This window comes from Algoriella sp. (assembly GCF_036647415.1).
Lineage (GTDB): Bacteria > Bacteroidota > Bacteroidia > Flavobacteriales > Weeksellaceae > Empedobacter.
Window position 1 is genome coordinate 98,119 of the sequence record NZ_JAVXKG010000001.1, and the last position, 20,841, is coordinate 118,959.

The 20,841-nt window shown below is 31.7% G+C and carries 20 protein-coding genes; 4 read left to right on the forward strand and 16 right to left on the reverse strand.

Translation table 11 applies throughout. From position 1 onward, the window contains the following. Window position 1: 1 nt before the first annotated feature. The 10 genes from rfbB to RSC72_RS00520 all read right to left on the reverse strand — a co-directional run bounded on the left by rfbB (window position 2) and on the right by RSC72_RS00520 (window position 9,247). On the reverse strand, window positions 2–1,048 hold the full coding sequence (rfbB, locus tag RSC72_RS00475) for a dTDP-glucose 4,6-dehydratase (RefSeq protein ID WP_332543207.1): 1,047 nt from the start codon (window positions 1,046–1,048) through the stop codon (window positions 2–4). Between the two features lie 16 nt (window positions 1,049–1,064). Then, entirely contained in the window at window positions 1,065–2,366 is a 1,302-nt protein-coding gene (locus RSC72_RS00480; RefSeq protein WP_332543209.1) for a nucleotide sugar dehydrogenase, read from the reverse strand. Beyond that, on the reverse strand, window positions 2,363–3,397 hold the full coding sequence (locus RSC72_RS00485; RefSeq protein ID WP_332543210.1) for an NAD-dependent epimerase/dehydratase family protein: 1,035 nt from the start codon (window positions 3,395–3,397) through the stop codon (window positions 2,363–2,365). The genes RSC72_RS00480 and RSC72_RS00485 overlap by 4 nt, the downstream gene beginning before the upstream one ends. A 3-nt stretch (window positions 3,398–3,400) precedes the next feature. Continuing rightward, window positions 3,401–3,820 (reverse strand): adenylyltransferase/cytidyltransferase family protein, encoded by a 420-nt coding sequence (locus RSC72_RS00490; RefSeq protein ID WP_332543212.1) that lies wholly within the window; start codon window positions 3,818–3,820, stop codon window positions 3,401–3,403. Between the two features lie 99 nt (window positions 3,821–3,919). Further along, on the reverse strand, window positions 3,920–4,912 hold the full coding sequence (locus RSC72_RS00495; RefSeq protein WP_332543214.1) for a mannose-1-phosphate guanylyltransferase: 993 nt from the start codon (window positions 4,910–4,912) through the stop codon (window positions 3,920–3,922). A gap of 134 nt (window positions 4,913–5,046) precedes the next feature. Beyond that, a complete protein-coding gene (gene pyk, locus RSC72_RS00500) occupies window positions 5,047–6,489 on the reverse strand; it encodes a pyruvate kinase (RefSeq protein ID WP_332543215.1) in 1,443 nt (480 codons plus the stop codon). A gap of 34 nt (window positions 6,490–6,523) precedes the next feature. Further along, a complete protein-coding gene (locus RSC72_RS00505; protein WP_332543216.1) occupies window positions 6,524–6,982 on the reverse strand; it encodes an IPExxxVDY family protein in 459 nt (152 codons plus the stop codon). 4 nt (window positions 6,983–6,986) lie between these two features. Continuing rightward, window positions 6,987–7,739 carry a ribonuclease III gene (gene rnc / locus RSC72_RS00510; RefSeq protein ID WP_332543217.1) on the reverse strand — a complete coding sequence of 251 codons (753 nt, stop codon included), beginning with the start codon at window positions 7,737–7,739 and terminating at the stop codon, window positions 6,987–6,989. Further along, entirely contained in the window at window positions 7,739–8,992 is a 1,254-nt protein-coding gene (gene fabF / locus RSC72_RS00515; RefSeq protein ID WP_332543218.1) for a beta-ketoacyl-ACP synthase II, read from the reverse strand. Before fabF ends, rnc begins: the two co-directional genes overlap by 1 nt. A gap of 18 nt (window positions 8,993–9,010) precedes the next feature. Beyond that, window positions 9,011–9,247 (reverse strand): acyl carrier protein, encoded by a 237-nt coding sequence (locus RSC72_RS00520; protein ID WP_038336002.1) that lies wholly within the window; start codon window positions 9,245–9,247, stop codon window positions 9,011–9,013. Between the two features lie 228 nt (window positions 9,248–9,475). Here RSC72_RS00520 and pckA point away from each other — a divergent pair, with 228 nt between their 5' ends. Next, on the forward strand, window positions 9,476–11,047 hold the full coding sequence (gene pckA, locus RSC72_RS00525) for a phosphoenolpyruvate carboxykinase (ATP) (RefSeq protein WP_332543226.1): 1,572 nt from the start codon (window positions 9,476–9,478) through the stop codon (window positions 11,045–11,047). A gap of 77 nt (window positions 11,048–11,124) precedes the next feature. Here pckA and RSC72_RS00530 read toward each other — a convergent pair whose 3' ends face one another. The 6 genes from RSC72_RS00530 to RSC72_RS00555 all read right to left on the reverse strand — a co-directional run bounded on the left by RSC72_RS00530 (window position 11,125) and on the right by RSC72_RS00555 (window position 18,281). Continuing rightward, window positions 11,125–11,772: a tRNA1(Val) (adenine(37)-N6)-methyltransferase gene (locus RSC72_RS00530; RefSeq protein WP_332543227.1), complete on the reverse strand. Its 648-nt coding sequence runs from the start codon at window positions 11,770–11,772 to the stop codon at window positions 11,125–11,127. A gap of 49 nt (window positions 11,773–11,821) precedes the next feature. Next, window positions 11,822–13,270 carry a sensor histidine kinase gene (locus tag RSC72_RS00535; protein WP_332543228.1) on the reverse strand — a complete coding sequence of 483 codons (1,449 nt, stop codon included), beginning with the start codon at window positions 13,268–13,270 and terminating at the stop codon, window positions 11,822–11,824. After that, complete coding sequence (locus RSC72_RS00540) at window positions 13,270–13,857, reverse strand: riboflavin synthase (RefSeq protein ID WP_332543229.1); 588 nt, start codon at window positions 13,855–13,857, stop codon at window positions 13,270–13,272. Before RSC72_RS00540 ends, RSC72_RS00535 begins: the two co-directional genes overlap by 1 nt. Window positions 13,858–13,958: 101 nt before the next feature. Beyond that, window positions 13,959–15,806 (reverse strand): glutamine--fructose-6-phosphate transaminase (isomerizing), encoded by a 1,848-nt coding sequence (gene glmS, locus RSC72_RS00545; RefSeq protein ID WP_332543231.1) that lies wholly within the window; start codon window positions 15,804–15,806, stop codon window positions 13,959–13,961. Between the two features lie 24 nt (window positions 15,807–15,830). Beyond that, complete coding sequence (locus tag RSC72_RS00550; protein ID WP_332543233.1) at window positions 15,831–17,453, reverse strand: DUF4270 family protein; 1,623 nt, start codon at window positions 17,451–17,453, stop codon at window positions 15,831–15,833. A 15-nt stretch (window positions 17,454–17,468) separates the two neighbouring features. Beyond that, complete coding sequence (locus tag RSC72_RS00555) at window positions 17,469–18,281, reverse strand: glycogen/starch synthase (protein ID WP_332543235.1); 813 nt, start codon at window positions 18,279–18,281, stop codon at window positions 17,469–17,471. A gap of 119 nt (window positions 18,282–18,400) precedes the next feature. On the opposite strand from RSC72_RS00555, the gene panC reads away from it, so the two are divergent. The 3 genes from panC to RSC72_RS00570 all read left to right on the forward strand — a co-directional run bounded on the left by panC (window position 18,401) and on the right by RSC72_RS00570 (window position 20,722). Then, the gene (gene panC, locus RSC72_RS00560) at window positions 18,401–19,243 is read left to right on the forward strand and encodes a pantoate--beta-alanine ligase (protein ID WP_332543237.1); all 843 of its coding nucleotides are present in this window, start codon (window positions 18,401–18,403) and stop codon (window positions 19,241–19,243) included. 88 nt (window positions 19,244–19,331) lie between these two features. After that, window positions 19,332–19,679, forward strand: coding sequence for an aspartate 1-decarboxylase (panD, locus tag RSC72_RS00565; protein ID WP_332543239.1), 348 nt, complete (start codon window positions 19,332–19,334; stop codon window positions 19,677–19,679). A gap of 23 nt (window positions 19,680–19,702) precedes the next feature. Beyond that, entirely contained in the window at window positions 19,703–20,722 is a 1,020-nt protein-coding gene (locus RSC72_RS00570) for a lysylphosphatidylglycerol synthase transmembrane domain-containing protein (protein WP_332543240.1), read from the forward strand. Window positions 20,723–20,841: the final 119 nt, after the last annotated feature.

The following is a 20,841-nucleotide window of genomic DNA, read 5'->3' on the forward strand; positions in this document are numbered from 1 at the left end:
CTTAATTATATTGCTCTTTATAATAATTTTGGTAATCGCCAGAGGTTACATTATCTAACCATTCTTTGTTTTCTAAAAACCAATCGATTGTTTTTGATAAACCTTGCTCAAAAGTTACAGAAGGTTTCCATCCTAATTCTTCATTGATTTTTGTAGCGTCAATTGCATAACGTAAATCGTGTCCTGGACGATCTTTTACAAATGTGACTAATTGCTCTGAAGTTCCTACTTCACGACCTAATTTTTCGTCCATTTGTTTACACAATTCTTTTACCAAATCGATATTTTTCCATTCGTTGAAACCTCCTACATTGTAAGAACCTCCATTTTTACCTTCATGGAAAACTAAATCAATTGCTTTTGCATGATCAATCACAAATAACCAATCGCGCGTATATTTTCCATCTCCATAAATCGGTAATGGATTATTATTAAGAATATTATGAATACATAAAGGAATCAATTTTTCTGGAAAATGATTTGGACCGTAATTGTTAGAACAATTCGTTAAAACAATAGGTAAACCGTATGTATCGTGATAAGCTCTTACAAAATGATCCGACGACGCTTTCGACGCAGAATATGGTGAATGTGGATCGTAAGACGTTTCTTCTGTAAAAAATCCTTCGTCACCCAAAGCACCAAAAACCTCATCTGTAGATACATGATGAAAACGTTTTCCTTCGAAATTATCGTTCCAAATTGTTTTTGCAGCATTCAAAAGGTTCACCGTTCCGATTACGTTTGTCATCACAAATTCTAATGGATTTGTAATCGAACGATCTACGTGAGATTCGGCCGCTAAATGAATGACACCTTCTGGTTGATGTTTTTCAAAAACGTCTAAAATTTGTTTTGCATCTGTAATATCTGCTTTTACAAACTCGTAATTTGGTTTAGATTCAATATCTTTCAAATTCTCTAAATTACCTGCATAGGTCAAAACATCAAGATTGATGATTTTTGTTTCAGGATAATTTAAAACAAATTCTCTAACAACATGCGAACCGATAAAACCGGCTCCACCGGTAATTAGGATTGTTTTCATAGTATTTTTATAGTTATTATAATCGTTTATCAACTTCAGATTTAGGCAAAACTCCCTTTACATCATAAACCACACCGTTTTTTTGTAAAAGACTAGTTAAATCAAAATCTAAATATTCTTGGTGTGCAACAGTCAAGATTATTGCATCAAATTTTTGCGCTTCTATCTCTAGTTTTGTCAAACATTTTACATTATATTCTTTCGAAATTTCTTCGTCATTTATCCAAGGATCATATGTTACGACATCTAAACCATACTCTTCTAAAGCATTTATTACATCTATCGCTTTAGAATTTCTGATATCGGGACAATTTTCCTTGAATGTAATTCCTAAATTCAAGATTTTAGCTCCTTTTATTTTAATGTCTTTATCAATCATTAATTTTACCACTTGAGATGCTACAAATGCTCCCATCGAATCATTTAATCTTCGTGCTGCTAAAATTAATTCTGAATAATAGCCAATTTCTTGTGCTTTTTGAGCCAAATAAAAAGGATCTACACCAATACAATGTCCACCAACTAAGCCTGGTTTGAATGGTAAAAAATTCCATTTTGTACCAGCAGCTTCCAAAACATCATTTGTATCAATATTCATCAAAGAAAAAATCTTTGATAATTCATTAATAAAAGCAATATTGATATCTCGTTGCGAATTCTCTATAACCTTAGATGCTTCTGCTACTTTTATGCTAGGCGCTAAATGAGTTCCGGCAATAATTACCGACTTATATAAATCATCTACAACTTTCCCTATTTCGGGTGTTGAGCCTGATGTTACTTTTAGTATTTTTTCTACTGTATGTTCTTTATCTCCTGGATTAATACGTTCTGGTGAATAACCTGCATAAAAATCTTTATTAAACTTTAATCCAGAAATTTTTTCTAATATAGGAATACACTCTTCCTCCGTAACACCTGGATAAACAGTAGATTCATAAATTACAATATCACCTTTAGATAAAACTTTACCTACCGTTTCTGATGCTTTTTTAAGCGGCGTTAAATCTGGTCGATTATTCTTATCAACTGGTGTAGGAACGGTAACGATGTAAATAGTTGCATCTTTTATATCTTCCGAATTTGTAGAACAAAATAATCCATTTTCATTCTCTTGAAAAGGATTCTTATCTAATAAAACTGATTTCAGAACATCATTTTCTACCTCTAAAGTAGCGTCTATTCCTGCATTTAATTCATCAATTCTTTGTTGATTGATATCAAAACCTAATACAGGATATTTTGTTGCAAACAATCGTGCTAATGGTAAACCTACATACCCTAGCCCTATTATTGCTATTTTTAATTGTTGATTCATTCTTGATAATATTCTTTATACCATTTTACAAAATTAGCGACACCTATTTCTACTGGAAAATTTGGATGATAATCAAATTTTTCTTTCAAATCATCTACGTTTGCCCAAGTTTGATTGACATCACCAGCCTGCATTGGCATCATTTCTAATTGTGCCGTTATACCTGTTGATTTCTCAATCTCATGGATAAATTTCATTAATTGTACAGGTTCGCTATTTCCTATATTGTATAATTGGTATATCTCTTTTTGATTTTTATTTTCTATAATTCTTTCTATTCCTTGAATAATATCGTCAATGTACGTAAAATCACGAGACAAATCACCGTTATTAAACACTTTTAATGGTTGATTATGTAAAATTGCATCTGTAAACAAAAACATAGCCATATCTGGTCTTCCCCAAGGTCCGTAGACTGTAAAAAAACGAAGGCCAATTGTCTTAATATCATATAAATGACTATAAGTATGCGCCATCAATTCATTTGCTTTTTTGGTTGCAGCATACAAACTAATTGGATTATCTACGTTTTGATTTGTTGAAAATGGAACATCAGATGAATTTCCGTAAACACTAGAACTACTTGCATATAATAAACGATCCACTTTATTGTGACGACAACACTCTAATAAATTAAGAAAACCTACTAAATTGCTCTGTCCGTAAGCCATCGGATTTTCGATACTATAACGCACACCAGCTTGTGCTGCTAAATTTACAACAGTCGAAAATGAATATTGATTGAATAATTGAGGTAATTGTTCTTGATCTTCTAAATTCATTCGATAAAAGATCATTTTATCTTGGTGAATCTTCGAGTATATTTTTTGATTAAACTGTTCGGCCTCTTGACGATTTATTCCTAATTCGTTTAATCGACCATATTTTAGATCAATCGCATAATAATCATTGATATTGTCTATTCCAACTACACAATATCCTTTTTTTATTAAGTTTTCTGCAAGATGATAACCTATAAAACCCGCTACACCAGTTATAAGTATCGTTTCTGTTTGATTAGATTGTGACAATTTCTATTTGTCGTTTTCAGAAGTTGCGACTACTCTTCTTAATCCAGAACTAGAAAAACGATGTGTTCTTTTGTTATAATAAATCTGGATATTATTGTCTAAACAATATTGTTTACCATTAAAGTTTTTGTCGCGGTATTCCTCTCCAATAATTCTGATATTAACTGGTAATGCACTCAACAAATCAAACAAATCTTGTTCTGTTTCGTACGGAATTATTTCATCTACATAACGACAACCTTCTAGTTGTATGTATCGTTCGACGATTGATTGGGTTGGGTGATTTTTACTTGGATCGACCAATGTAGGGTCTGTATTTAGACCTACGATTAAATAATCGCATTGTCTTTTTGCTTCTTCAAGCATCATAATATGACCTGCATGGAGCAAATCAAATATACCAAAAGTAATACCTGTAGTCATTTTTATAATTGTAGTTGGAATTGCAAATCTAAGAAATAATATCTTATCAACTTGTGAAATATGGAATAAAAAAGCACTCAACTATTTGAGTGCTTATCATTATATTAATTCCGAATTTCTTTTTTCTAAATGTGTGTAAACATTTTTTACTTCTTGCGAATATTCTTTTTGCAAAATTAGATTTGCTGTTGGGGTATTTACAAAAATTGTGTTTTGTAAGCCTACAAAAGAAGTGTAAGTATCTGTACCAATTACCATGTTTCCATTTCTGTCTACATAATGTCCATTCATTACAAAATAATCATACAACGATTCAAAAGATCCCAAATCATTCCAAACAAATTTAGCAGGAACAACTTTTATCTTTTTGCTACGCTCCATTACCGCATAATCAATACTATTAGAAGGGATTTCTATTGAAAGTGCTTCGTCTAATTCTCCATTATTTGAGGCTTCCCAAGCAATTTTTGAAGTTTCGTAAATTTCTTTTTCAAACTTCTTCAATTCCTTCAATAAAACCTTTGCTTTAAAACAGAACATTCCGCTGTTCCATAAGAAATTACCTTGTTCTATGAAATCTTGAGCAGTAATATGATTTGGTTTTTCTCGAAACGATAGAACTTTATCTCCTTTATGTTCGATATAACCATAACCTGTTTCTGGACGTGTTGGATGAATACCAAATGTTACAATAAAATCATTTTCAGCCAAATCAATCGCTTTTTTCATTGCAATTTGATATGCTTCCATATCTTCTATTAAATGATCTGATGGTGTAACAATCAAAATATCGTCTTCATCAACTGCTAATGCTGCAAAGGCAATTGCTGCAGCCGTATTTCTTGGGACAGCTTCTACAATTTTTAGATATTCTACATCCAATCTATCTAAAACCTCTTGGCTTAAATGATCATTATCTTTATTTCCGATCACCATCAATTTATCAGCAATTGGACGATTACGTTGAATTGTTAATTCAAATAAAGATTTATTATCAAACAATGGTAAGTATTGTTTTGGATGACTTTTTCGTGACAAAGGCCATAAACGACTTCCTACTCCCCCTGATAATATCACGTTATATATACTCATAAATACTGTAATTCGAACTTGTAAAGTTATTAATTCTATTTTTAATAGTAAACGTTAAAAATAGAATTTTATTTAGTCATTAAAAAATCCCTTCAATTACTTGAAGGGATTTGATTTATTTTATTTTTATAATTTTAGATCATCGAAATACGTAATGTATTTGTAATACCTTTTTCAAAAGCTGGCATTGCATTCAAGTTGATGATATAATCACCATAATCTACATAACCTGCATTTTTTGCTAAAATATTAACCTCTGTCACAGTTTGATCTGTTGATGTATCACGAGGATCGTAATTCACGGCTTTTACTCCCCATAATAAATTCACCATACGGTTGATTCGTTTACTTGGATTGAAAACCAAAATAAATGAATTTGGACGATGTGATGAAATTTGGAAAGCTGTATAACCAGAATATGTTAATGTAGCAATTGCTTTTGCACCTGTATCTTCAGCCATTTTAGCTGCATTATAACATACCATATCTGTAACAAAACGTTCGTTTTTTACTTTTGGTTTATGCTCTGGTACATGTACGTGCTCATCATCTTCTACAGTTTGAAGAATTTTAGTCATTTTTTCAATAACCTGAATTGGATACATACCTACAGAAGTTTCTCCTGATAACATTACGGCATCAGCTCCATCAAAAACAGCATTTGCAACATCAGAAACCTCAGCACGAGTTGGCGTAAGACTAGAAATCATAGTTTCCATCATTTGCGTTGCAACAATAACTGGTTTACGTGCTAATTTAGCTTTGTCAATTAATTGTTTTTGCGCTTTTGGTACAATTTCAAAAGGAACTTCTACTCCTAAATCTCCACGAGCAACCATTAATCCATCAGAAAACTCTAAAATATCATCAATATTTTCTAATGCTTCTGGTTTTTCAATTTTAGAAATAATTGGAATTTTTAATGTTCCATGTTCTTTAATAAAATCTGATAAATCTCTAACATCTTGTCCAGAACGAACAAAAGATAAAGCAAACCAATCTACTCTATTTTCGATTGCAAAAATTGCATCTTCTTTGTCTTTTTCTGTTAATGCTGGTAATGATATATTTGTATTTGGTAAGTTTACTCCTTTTTTAGAACGTAATGGACCTCCTTGTATTGTTTCTGCTTTTACAGTATCAGTACCATTTGTTTCGATAACTTTGAAAATTAATTTTCCATCATCAATCAAAATATTTTCACCAACTTGCACGTCTTGTGCAAATCTTTTGTACGTCATAAATACTTTTTCTTTTGTACCGACAACGTCTTCATTTGTAAAAGTTAAAATATCGCCTTGGTTGATCACAAAATCTTCGTGTTCCATTTTACCAATACGTAATTTTGGTCCTTGTAAATCTGCTAAAATAGCAGTATTATAACCGTGATCATTATTTAACTGATGAATTGTATCTATCTTACGTTTCACATCCGGATAATCGGCGTGCGAAAAATTGATACGGAACACATCGGTTCCTTTTTGCATCATTTCTAATAAAATCTCAGGACTATCAGTTGCAGGACCTAATGTCGCTACAATCTTTGTCTTTTTAAGATATTGTTTATCGTAAATCATAATTTTTTCCCTTTTTTTTATGCACAATATTTTGTTAGAATACCAATCTATCAGCAGTACTGATTAAATCAACATCTATTTTTTTAATCATTTTTATAAATTCATTTTCAACAAATGGAAGTTGAAGATTGTGAATATCATCTTCCCAACCGGCTACTTTTACAATATAATTGCAGTCTTTATAATTAGGCACAAGTAGTATACTTTCCTTGAAAAGATTTGATAAATCTACTTCATTTTTTTCAGAATCGGATTGATTTGGAGTATTTTTAATGATATGATAATCTAATTTATTTGATTCATCTATCCATTCGTAAGTTTCGAAAAAATAGGTATAATCATCTAACCAGATATCCAAATCCTTGATTCGTGTAAAATGAGTAGCATTGGTAGAATTGAGGTGGAAAATAAATTGTGTAGAAGTATCAAAGCTAGAATTTACGCCTATTAGATGAAAATCTATCCAATCTTCGAATAATAGTAATTCTGCCATGTAATTATACTTTTTCTATTTTCTTTTGTAAGGAATAATAAGCGCGTTTAGCTGCACTTTCTTCTGCTTTCTTTTTAGAAGTTCCTCTTCCTTTGGAAATTACTTTGTCGTTAAGACGAATTACGGATACAAAAACTTGTAAATCTTCAGCATTTTGCTCTTCAAAAGTATTGAATCTTATCGTATTTCTCGATTTTTGACTCCATTCTAATATCAACGATTTGTGACTTGTAATGGTGTGCTCCAAACGATCTAAATCCGCGTAAGGGTCAATAATTTTGTCTTGGATAAATTTTTCTACTGCCTTAATTCCTCCATCCACATAAATTGCTCCAACCAAAGCCTCTAGCATATCTCCATTTACATCTTCACCTAAATTAGCGTGGTTGTTTAATGGTTCTAGATAATCTAAAAGACCTAGTTGTTTTGATACAGCATTCAGCTGCTTGCGTGAGACGATTTTTGATCGCATTTTGGTTAAATACCCTTCTTGCTGATCTGGTGCTTTATAATACAAATGCGTTGCAGCAGAAGCACCAAGTAATGCATCTCCTAAAAACTCTAATCTTTCAAAATTGATACTATTTCCGTTTTCATCTTTTTTTTGTGCCGATCGATGGGTAAATGCTTCTTTAAACACCTCAATATTCTGAGGAGTATAACCTAGAATCGACTTTAAAAATTTCAAAAACGGATCAGACGATTTTGAATCATCGTTTTGATTTTTAAAAGAAAATAATTTTTTTAAGAAAGACATTACTTATACTTCTTAAATATCACACAAGCATTGTGACCACCAAAACCAAATGTGTTACTTAATGCATATTCTACATTTTTCTCTTTTGGTTTATTAAATGTATAATCAATTTTCGGGTCAAGATTTTCATCATCCGTAAAATGATTAATTGTTGGCGGAACAATACTGTTATTCATCGCTCCAATAGTCGAAATTGCTTCAATAATACCTGCAGATCCTAATAAGTGACCTGTCATAGATTTTGTTGAATTAATTTGAATATTGTATGCGTGTTCTCCAAATAATTTTTGAATTGCTTTTGATTCTGCAATATCACCTAAACCTGTAGATGTACCGTGCATATTGATATGATCAATATCCTCAGCTTTGATATTTGCATCTTCTAAAGCATTTCTCATCACATTGAATGCGCCTAACCCTTCTGGATGTGGTGCTGTAATATGATGTGCGTCAGCTGACATTCCTGTACCTACAAGCTCTGCGTAGATTGTTGCTCCACGTGCTATTGCGTGCTCATACTCTTCAAGAATCATACATCCTCCACCTTCTCCCATCACAAAACCATCGCGGTCTTTGTCAAATGGTCGAGAAGCTGTTTTTGGATCATCATTTCTTGTAGAAAGTGCATGCATCGCATTGAAACCTCCAATACTAGAAGCTGTAATTGCGGCTTCTGAACCACCAGCAACAATTGCGTCTGCTTTACCAAGTCTTAACAACATAAATGCATCAATTAACGCATTTGTTGATGAAGCACATGCCGAAACAGTTGTATAATTAGGTCCCATAAGACCAAATTCCATCGAAATATGACCAGGTGTGATATCTGCTATCATCTTAGGGATAAAAAATGGATTGAAACGTGGTATTCCATTTCCTGTAGCAAAATTAGAAACTTCTTCTTCAAAAGTTTTAATTCCACCAATACCAGACCCCCATATAACGCCAATACGCTCTTTGTTTGTATTTACATCTTCTAAGATTCCACTGTGTTTAATTGCTTCTCTTGCAGCAATTATTCCCAATTGGGCACAACGGTCAATTTTTCTTGCTTCTTTACGATCAAAATAATCTTCGATATTGAAGTTTTTAATCTCACAAGCAAATTGTGTCTTAAAAAGAGTTGCGTCAAAAAGCGTAATAGGCGCAGCGCCACTTACACCATTCATTAATCCTTCCCAAAACTCTTGGTAAGTATTTCCGATTGGTGTTAGCGCGCCTAAACCTGTTACTACTACTCTTTTTAATTCCATATTAATTATAAGGAACTATTACTTGTTTAAGTCTTCGATGTATGTTACAGCTTGACCTACTGTAGAAATTTTCTCAGCTTGATCGTCTGGAATTTGAATATCAAATTCTTTTTCGAATTCCATGATTAATTCTACTGTATCTAATGAATCAGCTCCTAAATCGTTAGTGAAGCTTGCTTCTAGAGTTACTTCACTCTCATCAACTCCTAATTTATCTACGATAATTGCTTTCACTCTTGATGTAATATCAGACATAATTTTCTAATTTTAATTGTTGTAAACTAGTGCAAAAATATAAAACTTATATGAAATACAAGCTTTTTTTTATATGCTTGCATAGCAATGCTTAAAAATGAGGGTGTTATTTGTTCACGAAAACGTTTAAGTTAATGATATAAGTCAAATTTTTAGCAAATCTTTTTATTGTAATTTTGCACAAAATTTTTACCTTTAATATTTCATATTTACTATAAAATCACAAAAATGAGTATAGAATTGGCATCTTACGGAATAAAAAATTCCAAAATTAACTATCAATTATCTTCGGAAGAGTTAACCCAAAAGATGGTTGAACTTGGACAAGGAGAAATTACTTCTTCGGGCGCAGTTAACATGTTAACTGGAGAGTTTACAGGTCGTTCGCCTCAAGATCGTTTCATTGTTATGGACGAAATCACTGAAAATAACGTTTGGTGGGACGGAAAAACGAATATTCCTTTCGATTCTGACAAATTTGATGCTTTATACGATAAAGTAGTTGAGCATTTAAGTAACCGCGAAATTTATGTTCGTGATGCTTTTGCTTGTGCAGATGAAGCGTACAAAACAAAAATTAGAGCAATTACGGAAACTCCTGCTGCTAATTTATTTATTTATAATATGTTTATTCGTCCAACAGAAGAAGAAATTAAAAACTTCGGAGAATCTGAGTGGACAATTATCAATGCACCAACTTTTACTGCTGATGCTGATATTGATGGAACTAGACAACATAATTTCTCTATTTTAAATTTTAAACGTAAAATCGTTTTAAACGGAGGAACTGGTTATACAGGAGAAATGAAAAAAGGAATTTTTTCTGCATTAAACTTTATTATGCCTGTCTTTAAAAATACTTTACCAATGCATTGTTCTGCAAATTCTGGTGAAAACGGAGATACAGCAATGTTTTTCGGATTATCTGGAACAGGAAAAACAACTTTATCTGCTGATAAAAATAGAAGATTAATTGGTGATGACGAACATGGTTGGACAGCTGATAATACAGTTTTCAATTTTGAAGGTGGTTGTTACGCAAAAGTTATTAATTTATCTCCAGAAGGTGAGCCAGAAATTTTTGCAGCAATCAAAGATGGAGCTTTATTAGAAAATTGTAAATTGGTACCTGGTACAAATGAAGTAGATTTCTCTGATACATCAATCACAGAAAATACACGCGTTTCTTACCCTATTGATTATATTGAAAATATTGCTGTTCCATCTGTAGGAAAAAATCCTAAAAATATTTTCTTCTTATCTTTTGATGCTTATGGAGTTTTCCCTCCAATCGCAAGATTAAATCCAGATCAGGCTGCTTACTTATTTATCTCAGGATATACATCAAAAGTTGCTGGAACAGAAGCTGGTATTACAGAACCACAAACAACTTTTTCTACTTGTTTTGGTGCGCCATTTATGCCATTACACCCAACTAAATATGCTGAAATGTTGAGCGATAAAGTTGAACAAACTGGTGTAAACGTTTGGTTAATCAACACAGGTTGGAATGGTAAAAAGGAACGTATGTCTTTAAAAGATACTCGTGCCGTTATTAATGCTGCTTTAAGTGGAGATTTAAGCAAAGGAGAATTCCGAAAAGATCCTTATTTTGGATTTGAAGTTCCAGTTGCAATTGCAGATGTTGCTTCAGAACAATTAAATCCTGCTACATCTTTTGACTCTACAGAAGCTTACGAAGCAAATGCGAAAGAATTAGCAGACAAATTTAAAGCTAACTTCAAAAAATTCGAAGAATTTGCTACTGCTGATTTATTAGCTGGAGGACCAACAATCTAATTTTATTAGATTTTATAGATACAAAAAACGTCAAAACTAAGTTTCGACGTTTTTTTATTTTCAATAATTTATTTTTCTTACATTTTTAGATAAAAATCTTTTGTCAAATTGATATAATCTTCTGTGTATTGATGACGTTCAACTTCTATTGTAAGTAGATTTTCTTTTATCTCTTTTTCTTCAAAACTAAATTCTAACAAAACTCTTTTGATTGGAGAAGTTTCATTTCCTTTAATTTGTGTTGTTTTTGATACTTTTAAAGCGTTTTCAGCTGCTATCGCACAAAACTCTAACATTCGGTCATGTGGAATAATAAAGCTAGCTAAACCGTCTTTGTTCAATAATAAGGCTGTTTTCTTTAATAAATCAGAAAATGTAAGTGTTTCTTCTTGACGAGCTTGTTTACGAGCATCAAATTCATTTAGATCATTTACGGTAAAAAAAGGCGGATTACTTACAATCAAATCATATTTTTTATCGGTTTTATACGTTTGTAAAGACGTAAAATAAATGGATAAACGATTCTGAAATGGTGCATTTTCGAAATTTTCTTTGGCTTGATAATATGCATTTTCGTCAATTTCTATTGCATCAATTTGTGATTGAGGAAATCTTTGCGCCAACATCATCGAAATTAATCCTGTTCCTGTTCCTATATCTAAAACATCTTTACCAAGACAATCTGCCCAAGCTCCTAACAAAACTCCGTCTGTTCCGACTTTCATGGCTGTTTTATCTTGAAAAATAGAGAACTGTTTAAACTTAAAAGGTTTTCTATTCATGATAAGGAATCAAGATATAAAATGTTGTTCCTACTCCAACTTTAGATTCAAAACGAATTGTTCCATCATAATCATCAATAATTTTTTTGACCATAGGTAAACCAATTCCCATTCCGCTATTTTTGGTTGTAAATTTTGGTACGAAAATAGAATCTTGTGCCTCTACTGGAATTCCAGAACCATTGTCATTTATGGTGATATGTAAAAAACCATCGGTCAAAACAACATCTACTTTTACTTTTGCTTCGTGATCTTTTGGAATCGACTGAAATGCATTCTTTGTAATGTTTGTGATAACTCTATTTAGATATTGTTTATCAAAATGCATTAAAATTACTTCAGGAGAATAATTAAATTCTACATAATCCATTGGGAAAACATAAAGTGCATTCTTTACAACATCAATAATATCAATCTTTTCATCGTTACGAGAAGGCATTTTTGCAAAATCAGAAAAAGCTTCGGCAATTGCAGAAATTGTTTCTATTTGTTGCAACAATATATTTCCTGTTCGCATTGTTTTTTCTGTTAAATGCTCATCACTTGGATCAAACTTTCGCATGTAATTCTGAATCATCAACTTCATTGGTGTTAATGGATTCTTTATTTCATGTGCTACTTGTCTGGCAAAATCGCGCCAAGCCTCTTCTCTTTCTTGCTTTACAATTAATTCTGATTGTTCTTTCAGTTTGAAAAGCATATCGTTATACGAGTCAACTAAAACTTTTATTTCATCGTTTCCATCATAACGAATCGGCATGTTGTTTACGATAACTTCGGTTTCGCGAATACGATCTGCAAACGACCAAATTTGGTTAAGTGTTCGCTTTGTTACAAAGTATACAGCCAGTGTACCAAACAATAAAATAACGCCAAATGCAAGCCCATAACTACCAATAAGCGTAAACATATCTTCTTGCATAAAATCGTCGTTAGATTGATAAGGAAGACAGATTACAGCAACATTTTCGTTATAATAATTTTTGATATAACTGTAGGAAGAATACATGGTGCCTTGATCTCCATTTTCTTTATGTGTAATGACCAATTCATTGGATGTTCGTAGTTTATTTAGAATATCCTGTGGTAAAACATTAAAAGTTGATGTCTTGGCTTCAGTTGTTAAAATTTTATTTCCACGCAAATCATACACCACAATATTAAGCTTGTTGATGTCTGCAATTTGCATGATTTTATCCTCTAATATTATGTGTATATTATCCTTTGTTGCAATACCTGGATAATTATCCATTTCATAATCAATTGCACTAAGAACAGATTTTTCTTTGCGACGTAGAATATCTTCGTGATATCGTTTTGTTTGATTATTAAAATGACTCGCCGTAATAACCAATATCGAACCTGCTGTAAATAGAAGAATCGTTACCATATAAATGATAATACGAACTGGAAGCGATAAGTTATTTTTTCTTCTAATCATTATTTTTGAAATAATCTTTTGACGTATTTTCCGATTATATCAAATTCAAGGTTCATGGTATCACCAACTTTTACGTGATTAAGATTTGTAAATTCCCATGTATATGGAATTATAGCAACAGAAAATTGCCCTACTTTACTATCTACAACTGTTAAACTAATTCCATTTAAACAAATAGATCCTTTTTCTACGGTTACATTTCCTGTCGAAGCTTCATCATAGGCAACTGTTACCAAAAAACTACCATCTTGATTATCTACTGCAACTATTTTACCAGTTTGATCCACATGTCCTTGAACGATATGACCATCAATACGACCATTCATAATCAAACATCGTTCTAAATTGATTAAATCACCTTCTTTTAAAGTGTTAAAGTTTGTTTTCAGTAAAGTTTCGTCTATTGCTGTAACCTTGTAAAGGTCATCTTTAAAATCGACTACAGTTAGGCAAACACCGTTGTGTGAAACACTTTGATCTATTTTTAATTCGTTTACAAAATCGGCTTCAATCCATAAATTTAAGTTAGATTGATCTTTTTCTAACTTCATAATTTTTCCTACTCCTTCTATTATACCTGTAAACATGATGTTATTTTTTGTGAAATTAATAATAAAATTATTTTAATAAAAACGAAAAGGGATGATTTTGAAATCATCCCTTAAAAAACTCGTTTATAGAGTAAATATTATTCTACAGTAACCGACTTAGCTAAGTTACGTGGTTGATCTACATTTTTATCTAATTTAACGGCAATCCAATATGATAATAATTGTAATGGAATAGCTGTTAAGATTGGAGAAAATTCTTCTGCAGTTTCAGGAATTACAACAAAATCATCTGCCATAGCAGTTACTTGCTCGTCTCCTTCGTTTACAATTGCAATAACTTTTGCACTACGAGATTTTATTTCTTGTACATTAGAAACAACTTTCTCGTAATATCCTTTTTTCGTTGCAATAACTACAACTGGCATATTTTCATCTAACAAAGCGATTGGTCCGTGCTTCATTTCTGCTGCTGGATAACCTTCTGCGTGGATATAAGAAATTTCTTTCAGTTTTAATGCTCCTTCTAAAGCTGATGGATAGTTGTATCCACGTCCTAAATAAATCGCATTTTTATTGTCTTTGTATTTCTCTGCAATTTTATCAATTACACCTTCACAGTTAATTAAAATTTGTTGAACTAATTCTGGAATACGCTCTAATTCTCTTGTTAACAAGTTGAATTTTTCTGACGATAATTCTCCGTTATGTTTTCCTAATTTTAAAGCGATTAAAGCTAAAATAGTTAACTGAGCTGTAAATGCTTTTGTAGAAGCAACACCAATTTCTGGACCAGCATGTGTATAAGCTCCTGCGTCTGTAATACGAGCGATAGAAGATCCTACAACATTGTTAATACCAAAGATAAATGCACCTGCTTCTTTTGCTAATTTTAGCGCAGCTAATGTATCTGCCGTTTCTCCTGATTGTGAAATTGCAATCACAACATCATGTTTGTTGATAATTGGATTACGGTAACGGAACTCTGATGCATATTCTACTTCTACAGGAATACGAGCGAAATCTTCGATCATATATTCTGCAACTAAACCTGCATGATACGATGTACCACAAGCTACAATGATGATACGTTTCGCATTCAAGAATTTCTCTTGATGATCCCAAATACCAGCCATTTTGATAACACCTTCGTCTACTAAAAGACGTCCGCGCATTGTATCACGAATAGAACGAGGTTGTTCGTAGATTTCTTTTAACATGAAATGCTCGTAACCACCTTTTTCAATTGCTTCAATATTTAATTGTAACTCTTGAATATCTGGAGATACTGGCTCATTATTTTTGATTGTACGAATGTCAACTTCATTATTTAAAGTAATCGTTGCCATATCACCATCTTCCAAATAAATAGCATCTTTCGTAAATTCTATAAATGGAGAAGCATCTGAAGCCACGAAAAATTCATCTTCACCAATACCTATTGCTAATGGAGATCCTAAACGACCTACAACAATTGTATCTTTTTCTTCTTTATCTAAAACAGCAATTGCATAAGCTCCAATAACTTCATTCAAAGCTAAACGAACAGCATCTGTAAGATTTAAGTTTTGTTCTTCTTGAAAAAACTGAATAAAGTTAACTAAAACTTCTGTATCAGTATCACTGTGAAAAACATATCCTTTTTCTTTTAATAATTTTTTTATCGATTCATAATTTTCTATAATTCCATTATGAACCAAGACTAAACGTCCGTTGTTTGACATATGTGGATGTGAATTTACATCATTTGGCACACCATGTGTTGCCCAACGTGTATGTCCAATTCCAATATGTGGAGTTTTATCTAAAGATGTAGAAATTCCTTCTAAATCTGAAACTTTTCCTTTTGTTTTAACTAATTCAAAATCAGAACCAGTTGACAGGACTAAACCAGCACTATCGTATCCACGATATTCTAGTCTTTTAAGTCCATTTATAATAATTGGATACGCTTCGCGTGGTCCAATATATCCTACAATTCCACACATATATTTATAGTATTTAAGTTTATTTTATTTAACAGAGTAATATACTAAAAGTTTTAATTTTTTAGCTTCAATTTCCGATTTATTTCCATGTAAAACAATTCGGTACGGATTATATGCTCTGTTATTTTGGTACGGGTTTACACTATTGATTGTTGTTGCATCAGTAACAGATGTAATAAAGTTACCCATTGCAATAATCATAGATTGATTATCGTATGCTGTACCTTTTTCGACCATACTTTTTAGATGTTTAGTAACATCAATTGTATAATAATCTGTATCGCCTTTTATCATTGGATTAAAGTGTACAGAATTTGGATAAGCGTTATAAAAATCTAATACATCCGAATATAATTCGCTTATATTTTTACTGTCTTTTTTATAATTATTCCAAGCAACGATATAAGGTGGTTTTGGAAACTTGTTTGTTTCATTATCAAGGAAAAATTTCAATTTAGCTCCGATAATAACCATTCCTCTATTTTTCACATCACTTTTAATTGAATCAATCTGAGTTTGATTAAATTTTAAATTGACCTGGCTTCCGCTCATTCCATTTAAGTATAAACGTGCATCACCTTCTGTTTTATTTGGATTTGCAACCGCATTACCAAAAGCTGTTCCATTAAAATCATTCTTGATTTGATTAACTAAAACATTAGATCCTCCTCCAACTGTCCATTGATTAGCAAAATCAAAGCCATAAGTAGAACTTAGACGTTCTTTATAATTTTTTTCACCTTCTTTTTTATCAACTGGATTTTTGTATGAATAATACATATTCATACTAATGCCATTTGGTTTAAAATTTACAATAAAGCCATTGTCTTCTTCAACAGAAAACTCAAATCCTTTGATGTTTTCACGAATAAATGTTGCATAGTCACCAATTAGTCCTGTTTTAGCATTTTTAACAATCTTTTCATTAAAATAATCGTTATCTAACGAAATTTTATAACCTACCGTTTCTGAATAAATTGATGTTGTTGCATTTTTAACTTTAACAACTTTATTTTCTACAGTAGAACCAACTGTTAATGTTCCTATTGTAGTAGAGTTTGTTGTAATTGGAGATTGAGATCCGTCTAATTTTGAAAAATATTTTGTATCTCTAAATAAAGGCGTATTAATGTCACGAACTTTAAGCGTCATTTTCAGGTCTTTATTTCCATACAATGAATCTACTGCATATTTTGTTGTAATTAAAATTGTATCTGCATCCTCTATTTTTGTACTTGGAGGGTTTATTTTAGTCAACTTAATTATATCTCTAGAAATCGGCTTTGCTGTTGTATTATAAAAAACTGGAATAATTAACCTTACAGAGTCAACTTTTGGCTCTTTTCCAAAGTCAGTATCACCAATAGTACTTGGTCTAAATTGAGCATAAAATTTAGATGATGTAGATCCGAATACGCCTTCTTTGTAAACACCAAATGTAGCATTTTGTAAAACAAATCGATCAGATCTAATTGTATCAACAGTGTCATTATAGGCAATTACATCTAATGATCTTACATTACCATCAGCTTCACCACCAATTACATTATTACCTAATCCTAAAGCTTCATCTTCACACGAAACAACTGCTCCCATTGCTATTACCATAGCAATAGATACAGATAGAACATTCAAAAAATTTTTCATTAATCTAAACAGATTTTAATTAGAGTTCATTACTTCCTCTAGATAAAAGTTATTGTAAACTTCTTTTGCTTCTTCTTTAGAGCAATAATCTAATAAAGGAATATTTTGTTGGTTGATATAGTTTTTAACATCTTCAGGAATAATATCTTCACCCTTTGCTACTGCATCAGCATATTGCAAAGAAGATTGTATCATACCTAAATGTGTTGGGTTTTCTAAAAATTGTTTTACATCAGCTTCTATGTTATCAAAAGCTAATTTATTTACTAATTCTGTATCTAATTCTCCTTCAAAAGCGTTGTCAAATAAAGAAACTACAACTTTTGCATCTTGAAAGAATGGATCGTCAGAATAATATTTCTTTAGATACAAAGGAACTAAACTAGACATCCAGCCCATAACGTGAACTACATCTGGTTTCCAATTTAATTTTTTAACTGTTTCTAAAACTCCTTTCGCAAAAAAGATTGAACGTTCGTCGTTATCCGAGAATTGTTGATTATCTTCTCCGTAAACTTCTTTACGTTTAAAATATTCGTCGTTATCAATAAAATACACTTGTAATCTTTCCCCTGGAACAGACGCCACTTTAATGATTAATGGCTGATCCAAATCATTAATTATCATGTTCATACCTGAAAGTCTTATTACTTCATGTAATTGGTGTCTTCTTTCGTTGATTGCTCCAAAACGTGGCATAAAGATGCGAACATCCGCACCATTGCTCTGCATAAGTTTAGGCAAATCTAATGCTTGAGAAGACATCGGATTTTCAGGAAAGTAAGGTACCATTTCTGTTGTTACATACAATATGCGCTTTCCTTCCATAATTTTATACTCTATTTTCCTAAATAATAATAAGGCACAAAATTACAAAAAAATGTTGATATATTATTTGCTTATAGTAGCTTTGCAACTATATTAGTTTTTTTTTAACAATCAGCGTTATGGTTATATTTAACGAAAAGGAAAAATTAACTCCCGCAATCGTCGAGTTAAAGAACCAAAACAAAACCATTGGCTTTATCCCTACAATGGGCGCTTTACACGAAGGACACATGTCTTTGGTTAAAGCTTCTAAAGCTCAAAATGACTACACAATTGTAAGCATTTTTGTCAATCCGACACAATTTAACAACCCAGAAGATTTAGAAAAATATCCTCGTACAGAAGAAAAAGATATCGAATTGTTAACAAAAAATGGTTGCGATTTTATCTATTTACCTACTGTAAACGATCTTTATGCAACAGGAGAAGTTGCAAAAAAGTATGATTTTGGCACAATAGACAAGGTTATGGAGGGAGCTTCTCGCCCAGGTCACTTTGACGGCGTAGCGACAATTGTTTCTAAGTTATTTAGAGCAGCCAAGCCAACACGTGCATATTTTGGAGAAAAGGATTTTCAGCAAGTTCGTATCATACAAGAAATGGTAAAACAAGAAGATCTAAATGTAGAAATTGTTCCGATGCCAATTTACAGAGCAGATACAGGATTAGCATTCAGCTCAAGAAACGCGCGTTTATCTGAGCAAGAAACTAATGATGCTCCACAAATTTATTCAATTTTATCAAAAGCTGTAGCGCTTAAAAATGATGGAAAAGATGTTACTGAAGTCATAAAATTTGTCAAAGATGAATTTACACAATCTCCATTCAAGTTAGAGTATTTCGAAATAACAAATGAAAATACCTTAGAGACTATTCAACATTTTTCTGAAGCTAAGAACATTAGAGGTTTTGTAGTGGCTTATGCAGGCGATGTTCGATTAATTGATAATATAAAATTTTAAACATAAAACTTAACAAAATCTTGGAATCAATTAAAAATAATTGGAACAAGTTTTGAAATTATTAAGTTCAGCGTAACTTTACAAAATTATGATGATAGAAGTATTTCACTCTAAAATACATAGAGTAAAAGTAACAGACGCAAAATTAAACTATATTGGTAGTATTACTATTGATGAAGATTTGATAGATGCGGCAAATATGGTTGTTGGTCAAAAAGTACAGATCGTAGTTCAAGAAAATGGAGAACGTTTTGAAACATACATCATTAAAGGAAAACGTGGAAGTGGTGAAATTTGTCTGAATGGGCCTGCAGCACGTAGAGTACAAGTTGGTGATACAGTAATTATTATCACGTATGCAATGATGGATTTTGAAGAGGCAAAAACATACGAACCAACAATTGTTTTCCCTAATGACAACAATCGTTTAGATTAGATAATTAATTTTATAAAAAATTTATGAAGAGTAAGATAAAACAATCTCTCTTCTTAATCATTGCTTCATTGTTAGCACTATTTTTTGTTGTGATAACAGTGAAGCAAATTGATTTTGAACGAGTAGCAAACGTATTAACAGAAACCAATTATTTTTGGATTTTTGCTTCTATGGCAATCAGTATTTTAACCTACTGGATTCGTGCTTCTCGTTGGAATCTCCTACTACATCCAATGGGTTATAATACCAAAACTTCATCTGGTTTTTGGGCAATTTGTTTCGCTTATTTTATGAATCTTACCATTCCTAGAAGCGGTGAAGTGGCACGTGCAACAAGTTTGTATAAAATGGAAAAAGTACCATTCGAAAAATCATTTGGAACAGTTGTTTTAGAACGTGTAATTGATCTTTTATTTTTAGGATTGAGCTTTACTTTGACACTTATTTTTAATTATGAAACCTTGATGAAGTTCATCGAGTTAGGAAATAAAGAAAAAGCACATCAATCCAGTTCAGAACCATCTTTTTTGAAATATTATATTGCATTAGGAATACTATTTTTAGGACTTTTATTGCTTATAATTTTCTGGAAAAAAATAAGTCAAACCAAATTTTTCGAGAAAATAAAAACCTTTCTTCTTGGTCTTTGGGAAGGAATAAAATCTATCTCAAAATTACAAAAGCGTGGTTTATTTATCTTCTATTCTTTTGCACTTTGGTTTTGCTATTTTCTAATGACATACTTGGTTTTCTTTGCATTTCCTGACACACAAAATTTTGGTGTTGCAGAAGGTTTATTCCTTTTAATTGCAGGTTCTTTGGGTATGATTTTACCTGTTTCTGGCGGTTTAGCTTATCCGTATGTTATGTCTATCGCTTTTTCGGCAGTATATTTAGCAAAAGGTGGAAATCAAGACGAAGGTAGAGCAATTGGCGATTATTTTGGGTTAATACTTTATATAGCTCAGGTTATTTCTATGATAACTTTTGGATTAATAGCTATTTACAAAATTGCTAGAATTAGACGAGATTCTACGAAATAAAAAGAAACTTTATATCCCGAATTTTCTATTCCAAAGTTTAATCATTTTGTTTATTTCCCACGGATTTATTTTGTAAATAACTTTCATTATTACAAAAAATAAGATGTTAATTGAAATTA